Origin of the sequence: Polaribacter marinaquae, assembly GCF_038019025.1 — a bacterium.
Taxonomy (GTDB): Bacteria; Bacteroidota; Bacteroidia; order Flavobacteriales; family Flavobacteriaceae; genus Polaribacter; species Polaribacter marinaquae.
This window is the reverse complement of record NZ_CP150496.1, coordinates 3151520-3165535: the sequence shown is the minus strand read 5'-3', so window position 1 is coordinate 3165535 and position 14016 is coordinate 3151520. Positions and strand designations below refer to the sequence as shown.

17 protein-coding genes are annotated in these 14016 nt (G+C 29.2%); 9 read left to right on the top strand and 8 right to left on the bottom strand.

All coding sequences use genetic code 11. From position 1 onward, the window contains the following. The first annotated feature begins 172 nt into the window (after nucleotides 1-172). A complete protein-coding gene (locus WG950_RS14115) occupies nucleotides 173-571 on the top strand; it encodes an acyl-CoA thioesterase (protein ID WP_079736926.1) in 399 nt (132 codons plus the stop codon). Nucleotides 572-574: 3 nt separating this feature from the next. Here the strand turns inward: WG950_RS14115 and WG950_RS14110 are convergent, their stop codons facing one another. Genes WG950_RS14110 through WG950_RS14090 form a run of 5 tightly spaced genes read right to left on the bottom strand, consistent with a single transcriptional unit; the run spans nucleotide 575 to nucleotide 4152 of the window. After that, on the bottom strand, nucleotides 575-1183 hold the full coding sequence (locus tag WG950_RS14110) for an IMPACT family protein (RefSeq protein ID WP_340933232.1): 609 nt from the start codon (nucleotides 1181-1183) through the stop codon (nucleotides 575-577). Next, complete coding sequence (locus tag WG950_RS14105; protein ID WP_340933231.1) at nucleotides 1184-2044, bottom strand: EamA family transporter; 861 nt, start codon at nucleotides 2042-2044, stop codon at nucleotides 1184-1186. 1 nt (nucleotide 2045) lies between these two features. Beyond that, the gene (locus WG950_RS14100; protein WP_340933230.1) at nucleotides 2046-2654 is read right to left on the bottom strand and encodes an HAD-IA family hydrolase; all 609 of its coding nucleotides are present in this window, start codon (nucleotides 2652-2654) and stop codon (nucleotides 2046-2048) included. Further along, nucleotides 2647-3684 carry a bifunctional diaminohydroxyphosphoribosylaminopyrimidine deaminase/5-amino-6-(5-phosphoribosylamino)uracil reductase RibD gene (ribD, locus tag WG950_RS14095; protein ID WP_375241151.1) on the bottom strand — a complete coding sequence of 346 codons (1038 nt, stop codon included), beginning with the start codon at nucleotides 3682-3684 and terminating at the stop codon, nucleotides 2647-2649. Before ribD ends, WG950_RS14100 begins: the two co-directional genes overlap by 8 nt. Nucleotides 3685-3687: 3 nt before the next feature. Further along, on the bottom strand, nucleotides 3688-4152 hold the full coding sequence (locus tag WG950_RS14090; protein ID WP_340933228.1) for a hypothetical protein: 465 nt from the start codon (nucleotides 4150-4152) through the stop codon (nucleotides 3688-3690). A gap of 52 nt (nucleotides 4153-4204) precedes the next feature. Between WG950_RS14090 and WG950_RS14085 the strand changes: the two genes are divergently transcribed. The 7 genes from WG950_RS14085 to WG950_RS14055 all read left to right on the top strand — a co-directional run bounded on the left by WG950_RS14085 (nucleotide 4205) and on the right by WG950_RS14055 (nucleotide 10957). Then, complete coding sequence (locus tag WG950_RS14085; protein WP_077809700.1) at nucleotides 4205-4699, top strand: GNAT family N-acetyltransferase; 495 nt, start codon at nucleotides 4205-4207, stop codon at nucleotides 4697-4699. 2 nt (nucleotides 4700-4701) lie between these two features. Next, nucleotides 4702-6126 carry a cardiolipin synthase gene (cls, locus tag WG950_RS14080; protein ID WP_340933224.1) on the top strand — a complete coding sequence of 475 codons (1425 nt, stop codon included), beginning with the start codon at nucleotides 4702-4704 and terminating at the stop codon, nucleotides 6124-6126. Nucleotides 6127-6133: 7 nt separating this feature from the next. Then, on the top strand, nucleotides 6134-6997 hold the full coding sequence (gene prmC, locus WG950_RS14075) for a peptide chain release factor N(5)-glutamine methyltransferase (RefSeq protein WP_340933223.1): 864 nt from the start codon (nucleotides 6134-6136) through the stop codon (nucleotides 6995-6997). Nucleotides 6998-7088: 91 nt separating this feature from the next. Further along, nucleotides 7089-8645 carry an NAD(P)/FAD-dependent oxidoreductase gene (locus WG950_RS14070; RefSeq protein ID WP_340933222.1) on the top strand — a complete coding sequence of 519 codons (1557 nt, stop codon included), beginning with the start codon at nucleotides 7089-7091 and terminating at the stop codon, nucleotides 8643-8645. A gap of 59 nt (nucleotides 8646-8704) precedes the next feature. Continuing rightward, entirely contained in the window at nucleotides 8705-9145 is a 441-nt protein-coding gene (locus WG950_RS14065) for an ATP-dependent zinc protease (protein WP_340933220.1), read from the top strand. Beyond that, entirely contained in the window at nucleotides 9142-10017 is an 876-nt protein-coding gene (rimK, locus tag WG950_RS14060) for a 30S ribosomal protein S6--L-glutamate ligase (protein WP_079736937.1), read from the top strand. Before WG950_RS14065 ends, rimK begins: the two co-directional genes overlap by 4 nt. Continuing rightward, on the top strand, nucleotides 10007-10957 hold the full coding sequence (locus tag WG950_RS14055; protein WP_077809707.1) for a succinylglutamate desuccinylase/aspartoacylase family protein: 951 nt from the start codon (nucleotides 10007-10009) through the stop codon (nucleotides 10955-10957). Before rimK ends, WG950_RS14055 begins: the two co-directional genes overlap by 11 nt. Before the next feature lie 43 nt (nucleotides 10958-11000). On the opposite strand, the gene WG950_RS14050 is transcribed toward WG950_RS14055, so the two are convergent. From WG950_RS14050 to WG950_RS14040, 3 genes are all read right to left on the bottom strand, one after another. After that, complete coding sequence (locus WG950_RS14050) at nucleotides 11001-11609, bottom strand: thioredoxin family protein (protein WP_079736938.1); 609 nt, start codon at nucleotides 11607-11609, stop codon at nucleotides 11001-11003. Between the two features lie 6 nt (nucleotides 11610-11615). Continuing rightward, nucleotides 11616-12140, bottom strand: a complete 525-nt coding sequence (locus tag WG950_RS14045) for a TlpA disulfide reductase family protein (RefSeq protein WP_340933216.1) — start codon at nucleotides 12138-12140, stop codon at nucleotides 11616-11618. Between the two features lie 108 nt (nucleotides 12141-12248). Next, the gene (locus WG950_RS14040; RefSeq protein WP_340933215.1) at nucleotides 12249-13031 is read right to left on the bottom strand and encodes a S1/P1 nuclease; all 783 of its coding nucleotides are present in this window, start codon (nucleotides 13029-13031) and stop codon (nucleotides 12249-12251) included. A 121-nt stretch (nucleotides 13032-13152) separates the two neighbouring features. Between WG950_RS14040 and WG950_RS14035 the strand changes: the two genes are divergently transcribed. Continuing rightward, nucleotides 13153-14013, top strand: coding sequence for an SPFH domain-containing protein (locus WG950_RS14035; RefSeq protein ID WP_077809710.1), 861 nt, complete (start codon nucleotides 13153-13155; stop codon nucleotides 14011-14013). Nucleotides 14014-14016: the final 3 nt, after the last annotated feature.

Genomic DNA, 14016 nt, shown 5'->3' with positions numbered 1-14016 from the left:
TATTAATTTTGATACTATTTAGATTATTATTTTTTGGGCGAAAAAAGGGAACTTGCCTGCTTTCTTAGGTTGTACAAAAGTGTGAATAAAATTCAGTATAAAAAAATCAATTTGCTATTGATTATTAACTTTTTTTTACGTAAAATGCTAAAATAAATTCTATCTATAACAATTGAAAAAATCATCAACGAAAACAAGAATTAGATATTCTGAAACAGACCAAATGGGTGTAGTATATCACGGTAATTATGCGCAATTTTTTGAACTTGGTAGAACAGAATGGCTACGCTCTTTAGGGGTTACTTACAAAGATATGGAAACTAACGGAATTATACTACCTGTTATTTCTTTAAGCTGTAATTTTATTAAATCTGCTCTTTATGATGATGTTTTAACAATACACACTTTTTTAAAAAAAGAGCCTTTGGTTAAAATAGAATTTGATTATGAAATTAAAAATCAAAATGATGAATTAATTTGTACAGGAAACACTGTCTTAGCATTTATAAACGCTGCTAACATGAAGCCAACACGATGCCCAAAATACTTATTAGAAAGCTTAGGATTTTAGATATTACTCTAGCTCTTTAATTTTAACTTTGTACAAATTATCAAAAATAGTAAAAATCATTTCTGAATCATTTTTACGAACAGAAATGGTGTATTCGCAATTCATTTCTAATTTTTGATGTACAATTTCTATATTTTTTTCTTTAACCACTCTTTGAACAGCATTCATTAAATCGTAATTAAAAGTAAGTTTATAGAAAATATTAATGGTTTTTTCTAAAATATCAGAAGCCTCAAGCGCCATTTGTGCTGATGTTTTATAAGCAGAAATTAAACCACCTACGCCTAATTTTGTACCGCCAAAATAACGAACAGAAACTACCAAAATGTTAGTAACTTCAAAAGACTGAATTTGACCATAAATTGGCATTCCTGCCGAATTATTTGGTTCACCATCATCATTTGCTCTAAATTTAATTTTCTCAATTCCTAATTGGTAAGCATAACAAAAATGACGCGCCGTATGATGTTTTTTTCGAAGCTCTTCTAATCTTTCCTTTACATCATCTTCTGAAGTAACAGGAAATGTGTATCCAAAAAATTTACTCCCTTTTTCTTTAAAAAGAGTTTCTACTGATGGTTTTTCTATTGTTTTATATACGTCTTCTTTCATTTATGCAATGGTTACTAAAACAATACCTAGAATTGCTAAGACCACACCAATCTTATTCTTTAAACTAAATTTCTCTTTAAAAAGCAATAAACCAACTAGTGTAGATACAATTACAATAGCTACATTATTTACTGTAAACAACGTAGAACTTTCAAAGTTTTTATTTTGCAAAGCTTTTATTAAAAATACGATAGAAAAATAATTTGGAACTCCTAAAACAACACCTGCAACAATATTTTTAAGTCCAAAAGAACTTCTTTTTCTAATTGCCTTAATTGTTAAAATTAGACCACCAAATATCGCTGCAATACCAAATAAACTTCCAGAAAATATAGAAACGTCTTGATCTGCAACATGATTTACTTGTACGTATTTTATTAAAGTATCGATAGCACCAGAACCTATAAATAATAAAATTGGGAATAGTAAAGTACCAGAATTCTGCGTTTTTTCTTCTTTAACAGACGATAAGTAGACCGCAATTAATGCTATCACGATTCCTAGAACTTTTAATATAGTTACAGATTCGTTGTATAAAAATATACCAAATAAAACCGGAACAACCACAGACATTTTACCTGCGATAGAAGTTACCGAAACTCCGTTTTTCTGAGCTGTCATGGCCATCACAAAAAAGATAGAAATAAACAAAGCCCCCAAAACCAAAGCACCAGGAAACCAAGGTTGTAAATAAATTTCTGAAATAGGTATTTGCCTTTCTGCAAGTAAAAAACCCATTGAAAATGCAACAATATAATTTACAAATATGGCTTTTAAAACATCTATTTTATAAATACCAAAATATTTAAAAATCACAAACAATCCTGTAGAAAACAGGATACTTAACAATAAAAAAATCAAATTAAATATGTTTTTTAGTGAACAATTCTACTACATCTTCTTCTCCCGGAATTAAATTCCAAACATTAATACCTAAAGTTTTAGCGGCATCTGTATTTACTTTTAAATCATCTACAAATAGCGTTTCTTTAGCGACCAAATTGTTTTCTGTAAGCACAAATTGATAAATATCTAAATCTGGTTTTCTAAAATTAATTTCATGAGATAAATAAAATTTAGAAAAGCAATTTTTAAATTCTGAGTACAAATCCATTCCCCAGTTTTCTTGAATCCAAGAAATATGCAAGTCATTGGTATTACTTAACAAGAAAAGGTTGTATTTTTTAGAATTGCTCAATTCTTTTAAAAACTTTAGTCTTCTTTCAGGAAAATCTAATAAAACTGCATTCCACGCATCCACCAAATCTTTGCTATCAATAGCAGGAAACTTCTGCTTGTAAAAGTCTATAAATTCATCCGAAGAAATGAAACCTTTTTCATATTGATGATAAATTTCTACCATTTCGTTAGAAATTTCTGTGACACCAAGTTTTGCCATCGCTTTATAGGTTCCTTCTTTATCAAGGTTGATAAAAATGTCACCAAAGTCGAAAATTATATTTTTAATCATTTTTAAAAATTTTTAAAACATCATCTTTAATAAAATGCTCTTTGTAATTTTTAGCAATCTTTGGTGCAACAACACCCTTTTTAAAAGAAGAATTACCAACAAAGACTAACGCTTCATCCCATAAATTTTGGGCAATAAATGTTTGTAAGGTTTGCGTACCACCTTCTACAATTAAAGATTGTATTTTATGCTTAGACAATACATTAATAATAGTAGCTGCTAAATTATCGTCGAAATTAATTTTTTCAAATATTAAATTTTCTGAATTAAGCTTTTCTGATTTTTTTCCTGTTAAGACAATTGTTTTGATAGTTTTATCAAAAAGATTAGCACTTTGCTCTATTTTAAGTGTTCTGTCTAAAACTACTCTTACAGGGTTTAAACCAGACCAAGTTCTTAAATTTAACTTCGGATTATCTACCAAAGCTGTATTTGTACCAACTATAATTGCGTGTTCTTTGCTTCTTAATTTATGTACTAATTGTTGTGAATACGAGTTAGAAATAAAAACAGGCTTTTTTTCTTTTTTGGTTTCTGGCGCAATAAAACCATCTTTGGTTTCTGCCCATTTTAAAATAATATACGGTCTTAAATTTTCTTGAACACTTAAAAATCGTTTATGTTGCGCTCTACACTCATTTTCTAAAACACCAACAACCACATTAATATTTGCATCTTTTAAACGATTAACACCTTTACCTGCAACCAACGTATTAGAATCTAAACAACCAATTACAACTTGTTTAAATTGATGTTTTACTATTAAATCTGCGCACGGTGGTGTTTTACCAAAATGACTACAAGGTTCTAATGTTACATAGATTGTAGCATCTTTTAAAACCGACTTATCTTTTACCGCATTAATTGCATTTACTTCTGCATGATTACCGCCAAACGGAGAAGTAAATCCTTCTGCAATAATTTTATTATTGTAAACAATTACTGCACCTACAGAAGGATTTGGTCTTGTTGTTCCTACTCCGTTTTCTGCAATTTGTAAGCAACGCTTTATGTAAACTTCTTTGTTAATAACCTAAAATTTAATTTTAATTTCTTCTGTTTTGTCTACCAAAAAATCTCTTTTGAAACCGAAAACTACATATTCTAAATTTCCTTTAATTCTTACACTTATTTTTTTTGATATAAACGAATTAATCAAACCCTCTAACATTCCGTTTTTATTAGAATTTAAAAAGTTTTTGGTAGGAATATGTGCAATTAAGGGTATCGAAAAATTATCTCTTGCAGGCACTTTAAAATCTTCAGAAAATATCTGAGCAACTTCTGTATCGTTTACAAAAACAGCCAAATCATCAGTAGAAATTTTTCCGCCAACATCATTTGGGTTTTCAAAAAAAGCAATTGCTTTTAACTTTATGGTATCTGCAGCAAAACTGACTACTTTTACATTATCAACCTTAACAAAAACTGGTTCTTTTTGAACAGAACAGCCAAATATCAACAAAAACAGTAGCGAAAAATATAGTATGTTTTTCATCAAATAAGATTATTTTTTTAGGTAACTTGCTCTTGCAAAAATACAGTATTAAATGACAAGTGCAGATTTTATAATAAGAGAAATTCAACCTAAAGACAATAAACAACTTTCTGAAGTAATTAGAAGTGTAATTCTAGAAATGGGCGCGCCAAAAATTGGAACTGCGTACGAAGATAAAGCTACTGATAGCATGTTCGAAAATTATCAAAAAGAAAAAGTTGCATACTTTGTGGTAGAACATAACAATATTGTAGTTGGTGGCGCTGGAATTGCTAAACTAGATAATTGCGAAGATAACATTTGCGAACTGCAAAAAATGTATTTCTTACCAATTGTTAGAGGTAAAGGAATTGGAACCAAATTAATTACCAAATGCTTAGAAAAAGCAAAAGAATTTGGTTTTGATAATTGTTATTTAGAAACAATGCCATACATGGAAGCTGCCAGAAAACTGTACGCAAAAAATGGTTTTGTAAATTTAGACAAACCAATGGGTAACACCGGCCATTATTCTTGTAATGTTTGGATGCTTAAAAAAATTAACTAATTTTGATTTACTACATACTTTCTGGCGTTCATATTCTACTTTTTAGTTGGGCTTTTTACAATATCTTATATTTTGGCGTAAAACCTTCAAAGTCTTTAAGCTGGATTCTTATTTGTTTTTTCTTTCCTTTTTTAGGCGTTTTTGCGTTTTTATTATTTGGTATTAATAGAAGAAAAATCAAATTTTTTGAACTAAAAGAAACTAAAAAAAGAAAAAACTACATTAAAAGTACTTTTGACAATAAAGAGAATAAAAACACAGAAGAACTTAAGGATAACAAATCAAAAAAAATATCTAATTTAATTTACAATAATACTGGGATTCCTTTAGATGTTAATAACAATTTAACCATTTTAAAAAACGGTAAAGAAACGTTCGAATCTATTTTCGAAGCAATTAAAAACGCAAAAGAATTTATTCACCTTCAATACTATATTATTGAAGAAGGTAAGATTTTATCAGAATTAATAGAACTTTTAAAAGAAAAGAGAAAAGAAAACGTTGAAGTAAAAATTTTATACGACGCTATTGGAAGTTTCGATTTAAAAAGTAAAATTAAAAAAGAGCTGAAAGACATTGGCGTAGAAATTCATCCGGAAATGCCTTTAAGATATGGTAATTTTATTTTCACTTTAAATTTTAGAAATCATAGAAAAATATGTGTAATTGATAATAAAATAGGATTTACCGGTGGTGTTAATATTACTGATGAGTATATTAATGATGACGATTTTTTAGGTATTTGGCAAGATGCACACATAAAATTAGAAGGTGATGCAGTAAATAATTTACACAAAACTTTTTTAAGAGATTACTATTATGCAACAGAAAAAGATTTAAGTAAAAACGAAAAATATACCAAGAAACACAAAACTAATGCAAACTCTAAAATTCATATTGTTTCTAGCGGGCCAGATTATGATCAATCTGTTGTAATGCAACAATACCTTAGTTTTATAAACTTAGCAGAAGAAAGTATTTGTGTGATGAATCCTTATTTTATACCTACTTTTTCTATTTTAGAAGCTTTTAAAATCGCGGCTTTAAGCGGCATTAAAGTAATGCTTGTTTTACCAAAAAAAGGAGATTCTAGAGTAGCAACTTACAGTATGTATTCTTATTTTGAAGACTTATTAAAAGCGGGTGTAGAAATTTATGTTAGAGACGATTTTGCTCATTCTAAAGTAATTTTTATTGATGATGAAATTGCATCGATTGGTTCTACAAATTTTGATTGTAGAAGTTTTGAACACAACTACGAATTAAATGCCATTATTTTTGATAAAAAAGCCACTTCTACAATTAGAGAAGAGTTTGACAAAAGAAAAAGTAAAGCTACCAAAATTAACTTAGAAGAATTTTTAAATAGATCTAACAAACAGAAAACTTTAGAGCGTTTGTGTAGGTTTTTTAGTCCTTTATTATAATTATCTTATGACATTAAAAGAATTTAAAACTCTATTTACAGAAGCTCTTTCTAATACATATCCACAAACAGAAATTGACTCGTTTTTTTTCATTTTGATAGAAGAAAAACTAAATTTAAAAAGGATTGATACTGTTATTAATCCAAATTTTTTAATTGAAGATTCTATTGAAATCGAATTAAAAAACATTATCACAAGACTTCAAAAACAAGAACCTATTCAATACATTATTGGAAATACAGAGTTTTATGGATATCCTTTTTTAGTTGATAAAAACACATTAATTCCGAGACCAGAAACAGAAGAATTAGTTAGTTGGATTTTAGAAGAAATAAACAAAACAGAAGAAATATCAAACGAAAAAGCATCAATATTAGACATTGGTACTGGTTCTGGTTGTATTCCTATATCTTTGGCTAAAGAGCAAAAAAGCTCAAATATTTTTGCCATTGATGTTTCTAATAAAGCCTTAAAAGTGGCTAAAAAAAATGCAATTCTAAACAATGTAGAAATTAGTTTTATAGAACAGAATATTTTAGAAACTAATAGTTTGCCACAAAAATTTGATATTATTGTTTCAAATCCGCCATATGTTAGAGAGCTAGAAAAAGCAGAAATAAAACAAAATGTTTTAAACAATGAACCTCATCTTGCACTTTTTGTAGAAGATGATAATCCGTTATTATTTTATAAGAAAATCGCAGATTTAGCTAAAAATCATTTGTTAAAAAACGGAGTTTTATTTTTTGAAATCAATCAATATTTAGGCCAAGAAACTGTTTTAATGCTAAAAGAAAAAGGCTTTACAAACATCATTCTAAAAAAAGATTACTTTGGTAACGATAGAATGATTAAATGCACCTTTAACTAATTAGTTATTTAATTAAAACTTCTAATATTAGTTTTAAAAACTGTGTTATTTTCATCAGTATAATCACGCCTAATTTAATTACTTTTGCAAAATGGTTAAAGAAATTCAGCTTCGTGTAAATTTAATAGAAGAACGCAAAGAAAATATACTTTTATACAAAGCTTCTAAAAAGTTAGAAGTTGATAAAAAGGAAATTAATGCGGTAAAAGTTTTGCGTAAATCGATAGACGCACGTAAAAAAGATATAATTTTTAATTATAAAGTTGCTGTATATTTAAATGAACCGATTCCAGAAAAATCTGATTATATATTTAAATACAAAGATGTTTCTAACGCAAAAGAAGTGCATATTGTAGGTTTTGGTCCTGCTGGTATGTATGCTGCTTTGCGATGCATCGAGTTAGGTTACAAACCAATTGTTTTAGAAAGAGGTAAAGATGTACAAAAAAGAAGACGCGATTTAAAAGCAATTAACCAAGATCATTTTGTAAACGAAGATTCTAATTATTGTTTTGGTGAAGGTGGCGCTGGTACATATTCTGATGGAAAATTATACACAAGAAGTTTAAAACGTGGCGATGTTAGAAGGATTTTCGAAAACTTAGTATTTCATGGCGCTACAGAACAAATTTTAATTGATGCACATCCGCATATTGGAACCAATAAATTACCTAAAATAATTCAAAATATTCGCGAGAACATTTTAAAATTTGGTGGCGAAGTTCACTTTGAAACTAGAGTAACAGATTTTATTGTAAAGAACAATAAATTACAAGCAATTCAATTACAAAACGGACAAGAAATGCCTGTAAATTCTGTAATATTAGCAACTGGTCATTCTGCTAGAGATGTTTACGAATTATTACATAAAAAAGAAATTGCTTTAAAAGCAAAGTCTTTTGCAATGGGAGTTCGTGTAGAACATCCGCAAGAAATTATAGATCAGATTCAATACCACTGTTCTGGTGAAAGAGACGAGCTTTTACCTGCAGCTGCCTACAGTTTAGTGCACCAAGTTAATAATCGCGGAGTGTATTCTTTTTGCATGTGCCCTGGTGGATTTATAGTTCCTGCAGCAACTGCAAACGGAGAAGTTGTAGTCAACGGAATGTCGCCAAGTAAAAGAAATAACAAATTTGCTAATTCTGGTATTGTTGTAGAATTAGATATTGATAGAGATTTTAAAAAATATGAGAAATTTGGTGCTTTAAAAGGTTTAGAATTTCAGAAAGATTTAGAAAAAATTGCTTTTTACGCTGGCGGAAGAACTCAAACTGCACCTGCACAAAGACTAGGAGATTTTATAGATGGAAAATTATCTACAGATTTAAATGATTGTAGTTATCAACCAGGTTTAAAATCTGCACCTTTACACTCTTTATTACCTAAAATTATTGGAAGTAGATTACGAAAAGGTTTTGCTGCTTTCGGACAAAAAATGCATGGTTATCATACCAATGAAGCAAATATTATTGGTGTAGAATCTAGAACCTCATCTCCTGTAAATATACCTAGAAAAGAAAATCTAGAGCATACAGAAATAGAAGGATTATTTCCTTGTGGTGAAGGTGGTGGTTATGCCGGTGGAATAATTTCTGCTGCCATGGACGGTGAAAGATGTGCAGAAGCTGCAATTGCAAAATTGTAATAATTTTCTTATTTAAAATGAATTAGTATTGTTAATTTTACAGTACTTAAAACAATCGGATGAAAATTACAATTGGAAGAGTTGACAAAGCTGATTTTCCAGAATTATCTTTAACAGATATAGATGTTAAAATAGATTCTGGTGCATATACCTCTTCTATACACTGTTCTAATATTAAAGAAATAACTGTTGATGATTCAACTTATATTCGGTTTAAATTATTAGATCCAGAACACGATCTTTACAATAATAAAGAGTTTACTTTTAAAAACTATGCTTCTAAAATTGTTAAAAGTTCTAATGGAATTTCTGAAACTCGATTTATGATACATACAGAAATAATTATGTTTCAAAAGAAATTTCCTATTTATTTGACTTTAAGTGAAAGAAAAGACATGAAATTTCCTATATTACTTGGAAGAAAATTTTTAAATAAAAAGTTTGTGATAGACACCATAAAAAAAGACTTATCACACAAATTAAAAAATAAAAATAAATGAAAATTGTAATTTTATCTAGAAATCCGAAATTATACTCTACTAGAAGATTGGTTGAATCCGCAGAAAAAAGAGGTCATGAAGTTCAGGTGGTAGATCATTTAAAATGCAATATCGAGATAGAAAAGAAATCTCCTAAAATTCATTATAAAGGAGAATACATAACTAACATCGATGCCATTATTCCTAGAATTGGTGCATCGGTTACATTTTATGGTACAGCAGTAATTCGTCAATTTGAAATGATGAAGGTATTTACATCTGTTTCTTCTCAAGCACTTACTAGATCTAGAGATAAATTAAGCAGTTTACAAATTTTAGCTAGAGCTGGTGTTGGTTTACCAAAAACTGTTTTTACAAATTACACAAAAGATGTAGAACATGTGGTAGAATCTGTTGGTGGTGCGCCATTGGTTTTAAAATTGTTAGAAGGTACACAAGGTTTAGGTGTTGTTTTAGCGGAAACAAAAAATGCTGCTACATCTGTATTAGAAGCTTTTAATGGTTTGGGCGCAAGAGTTATTGCGCAACAATTTATTAAAGAAGCTGGCGGCGCAGATATTAGAGCTTTTGTTGTAGATGGTAAAGTTATTGGCGCTATGAAACGTCAAGGAAAAGAAGGTGAGTTTAGATCTAATTTACACAGAGGTGGTAACGCAACTGTTATAGAATTGACAGACGAAGAAGAAAAAACTGCACTAAAAGCAACCAAAGCTTTAGGTTTAGGAGTTGCTGGTGTAGATATGTTACAATCTTCTAAAGGACCTTTAGTTTTAGAAGTAAACTCTTCTCCGGGATTAGAAGGTATAGAAATTGCTACTGGTAAAAATATTGCCAAAGAAATTATACGTTATTTAGAAATACATGTCGAATAAACCTTTTGTACTATTAGGAAAAGAAATTCCTAAAGGAAAACGCACAGTTCTAGATTTAGAAGTTGCAAAATTACATACACGTACTACAGTAAAGGTTCCTGTTATTATTGAAAGATCTCATAACCCGGGACCGGTAGTTTTACTTTTAGCCGGAATACATGGTGATGAAACAAACGGCGTAGGAATTATTAGAGAAATTATTAGTTTAGGAATTAATAAACCTAAAAACGGAACCATAATCTGTATTCCTGTTTTTAATATTTTTGGTTACTTAATACAAACCAGAGAGTTTCCTGATGGTAGAGATTTAAACAGAATGTTTCCAGGAACAGCAAATGGTTCTTTAGCAAGTCAATTTGCATATCAGTTTACAAAAGAAATTGCTCCGTTTATAGATTATGTAATCGATTTTCATACGGGCGGCGGAGAAAGAGATAATATTGCACAAATAAGATGTAATAAAGATGATGATAAAGGTTTAGAACTTGCTAAAGTTTTTAATCCGCCAATTATAGTTTACTCTAACAACATAATTAAATCGCTTAGAGAAACTCTTCATAAAATGGGAAAAACTGTTTTGTTGTTTGAAGGTGGAAAATCAAAAGAATTAAACCCTACAATTATTAACGAAGGTGTAAATGGAACAAAAAATGTTTTAATTCATTTAGGCTTAATTGAAGGAGAAATAACAGTTAGAGAAACTCCGATTTATGTTAAAAAAGCAAAATGGCTTAGAGCTTCGCATTCTGGAATGTTTAAAGTAAGAGTTGCTAACGGCAGCTATGTAAAGAAAAAAGATGTTTTAGGAGTTATACAAGATCCTTTTGGCGAATTTAAAAAGAAAGTTTATGCACCATTTAACGGTCACGTTTTTTGCACTAACAAAACACCAATTGTAAATAAAGGAGATGCTTTGTTTCATGTTAGCATCGAAGAATAATAAAAAAATCCCAAACTAAATTGTTTGGGATTTTTTATTTTATTTATTGAACTTTGATTGTACAACCAATCGCTCTTGTTTCTTTCTTTTGAATCTCAGCACCTTTTAATAAAGCATCTAGCGCATTTTCTACATATTTTTCTGTAACCTTATCTGGATTTCTAGAACTATTATCTATTGCACCAATATATTTTACCTTCATATCATTTTTAGTAACAATGTATACATGTGGTGTTTTTGTTGCTCCGAATTTTGGATATACTTTCTGACCGACATCCAATAAATAAGGAAAAGTAAATCCTTTTTCGTTAGCTCTATCTTTCATTTTAGCAAAACTATCATCTGGCACAGCAACAGGGTCATTAGGATTTATTGCAATTACCGGAAATCCTTTTTCTTTATACTTTTTATCCAAAGCAATAATTCGATCTTCATTTGCTACCGAATACGGACAAGTATTACAGGTAAAGATAATTACAAAACCCTTTGCGTTTTTATAATCTGATAACGAGACCATTTTATTATCTATATTTTTTAAAGTGAAGTCTTCAATCTTATCTCCTATTTTATAACTTTCTTTATCTACTTTTAAAGTAAAAGCTGATAAAAAAGCAACCATAACTAATACTAAAGTTGTTTTTAAAATTTTCATAATTATCTAGTTTATAAATTTATTTAATTCGCTTTCTAAAGACTCGTAGGTAAAAGATTGCTCGTAAAACTTTCTTTTGTCTTTATTATAAATGATGGTAATTGGTATCGCACCAGACCATGTAGAATCTATATCTTTAATCCATACATCTTCGTTTACATCATCTAATAAAACTACTTTAGATTGTAAATTTCTTTTCTTAATAAAAGGAATTAACTTTTTTTCTACTTGCCTCGGAAAATCTAAACTCACCAATAAAACCTCTACATTTTTAGAAGCATATTCCTTATTAATTTTTTCGAAATAAGGCAATTCTTTTACACACGGTGCACACCAAGTTGCCCAAAAATTTACAACATAAATTTTATCATCTTTCTTTTCTAGTAAAGGCTTTAACTCATCATAAGAATAAGACTTTACAGAAATGTTAGAAATTTCTTCTGTTTTTTTAACTTCGGAATTCGCTGTCTCTTTTTTACATGAAACAATAAATGCTAAAAGGAAACAACCAATTAATAATTTTGTTTTCATTTTATAAAAATACGCTTTTTTAGAATTATTTTTTATCATTTATTAAATTCCTAACATAAAAAAAGCCTCATTAATTTTAATGAGGCTTAGTATTTGTTAGCAATAAAATTAACTAAAAATATCATTTAAAATTTTAGCTAATCGTATTCCTCCTATTTGTAATTGATCTCTTACAATACTAAAATGATCGTAAGAATATCTGTAACGTAAGTTCTCTCCTTTTTTTACAGAACCGTAAACTTTTTTAGTTAATTGATGTACTTCGTTAACCCAATCTACAATTGTACCTTCTTTTATTGCTGCAATTTGTTTTTTAGATAAATCTCTTGCATTGTCTGCCAATTCTAAATAACTCATATTCCAGTTTTCTATCATTTTAGTATCCCAAACTGAATGTAAGTTTGTTCCTTTACCAAACCACTGCACCTGTATGGTATTACCACCTTTATCTTCTCTTTGCCCAATATGCATTGGTTGATGTAAGTCTCCTATAAAATGCACAAGCATTTTTAAATGAAAAGCTTTGTCTGCCTCTAAACTATTATCATCTTTTAAAACTGATATACATTTATTAATTCCGGTTACAATATCTCCGTTAGGATTTTTTGCAGCATCAGCATAACTTTCATTAAGCCCCATATTTACATAATGCCAAGAAGAATATTTACGAAAAGCTCTATCTGCTTTAATTTCATCTGCATAAGTAGACACAAAAGCCAAACTTTGCCCTTGTAATAATTTATCTATTTTTCTTTTTGCTCTTTTAGTAAGATGCCCTTCTGCAATTTTACCTGTTGCCCTATGACCATTTTGACCCCAAAACAGAGTATCTTCTGCTGCTGGTTTCGACATAAAGAAGAAAGAAATCAATAAAAATAATTTAAGTTTCATTTTTAAAATTTTATATATTTTTTGCGAAGTTATAAAAAATATAATTCAAATTAATTTTGGTAACTACAAAATAATTGATATATTAGTGATATCAATTTAATATCAATCTAAAACAAACATCATGAAATCAGAAAAAATAATAAAACTTGCAAATGGCTATTTAATGCTTTTTATAGTTTTTACGCTATTTATAGGTAGTATTGTAATGGCTTTTTATCATAAAACGCCAATCTATTTAATTATTACTTTTTTAAGTTTTATTGGTTTCTTTGGTTTTATTCTAGTAAACCCAAACACATCTAAAGTAATTTTACTTTTCGGAAAATATGTTGGAACTATAAAAGCAAATGGTTTGTATTGGGCAAATCCTTTTTTTAGAAAAAAAACAATCTCTTTAAGAGCTAGTAATTTCGATTCTGAAAGATTAAAAGTAAACGATAAATTAGGAAACCCAATAATGATTTCTACCATTTTAGTTTGGCGTGTTACAAATACATATAAAGCAGCTTTTGATGTTGATAACTACGAAAATTTTGTAAGAGTGCAAACAGATGCAGCTGTTAGAAAACTGGCAAGCATGTATCCTTATGATAATTTTGCTGATGAAGGCCATGATGAAGACATTACTTTACGCTCTAGCGTTAATGAAGTTTCGGAAGCACTTGAAAAAGAAATAGACGAACGTTTATCTATTGCCGGTATTGAGGTTTTAGAAGCAAGAATAGGTTATTTAGCTTATGCACAAGAAATTGCATCGGCAATGTTAAAAAGACAACAAGCAACAGCTATTGTTGCTGCTAGACACAAAATTGTGCAAGGTGCTGTAGAAATGGTTGAAATGGCATTAGAAGAGTTAAATAAAAAAGAAATTGTTGAGCTAGACGAAGAACGTAAAGCGGCAATGGTAAGTAATCTTCTAGTTATACTTTGCGGAGATAAAGAAGCTTCTCCGGTTGTGAACGCTGGTACATTAAGTCATTAAGAT

Coding starts and splice junctions, on each gene's coding strand:
- WG950_RS14110 (WP_340933232.1), bottom strand. CDS start 1,183: ATGAAAGAAGACGTATATAAAACAATAGAAAAACCATCAGTAGAAACT.
- WG950_RS14100 (WP_340933230.1), bottom strand. CDS start 2,654: ATGATTAAAAATATAATTTTCGACTTTGGTGACATTTTTATCAACCTT.
- WG950_RS14090 (WP_340933228.1), bottom strand. CDS start 4,152: ATGAAAAACATACTATATTTTTCGCTACTGTTTTTGTTGATATTTGGC.
- WG950_RS14085 (WP_077809700.1), top strand. CDS start 4,205: ATGACAAGTGCAGATTTTATAATAAGAGAAATTCAACCTAAAGACAAT.
- prmC (WP_340933223.1), top strand. CDS start 6,134: ATGACATTAAAAGAATTTAAAACTCTATTTACAGAAGCTCTTTCTAAT.
- WG950_RS14070 (WP_340933222.1), top strand. CDS start 7,089: ATGGTTAAAGAAATTCAGCTTCGTGTAAATTTAATAGAAGAACGCAAA.
- WG950_RS14065 (WP_340933220.1), top strand. CDS start 8,705: ATGAAAATTACAATTGGAAGAGTTGACAAAGCTGATTTTCCAGAATTA.
- rimK (WP_079736937.1), top strand. CDS start 9,142: ATGAAAATTGTAATTTTATCTAGAAATCCGAAATTATACTCTACTAGA.
- WG950_RS14055 (WP_077809707.1), top strand. CDS start 10,007: ATGTCGAATAAACCTTTTGTACTATTAGGAAAAGAAATTCCTAAAGGA.
- WG950_RS14050 (WP_079736938.1), bottom strand. CDS start 11,609: ATGAAAATTTTAAAAACAACTTTAGTATTAGTTATGGTTGCTTTTTTA.
- WG950_RS14045 (WP_340933216.1), bottom strand. CDS start 12,140: ATGAAAACAAAATTATTAATTGGTTGTTTCCTTTTAGCATTTATTGTT.
- WG950_RS14040 (WP_340933215.1), bottom strand. CDS start 13,031: ATGAAACTTAAATTATTTTTATTGATTTCTTTCTTCTTTATGTCGAAA.
- WG950_RS14035 (WP_077809710.1), top strand. CDS start 13,153: ATGAAATCAGAAAAAATAATAAAACTTGCAAATGGCTATTTAATGCTT.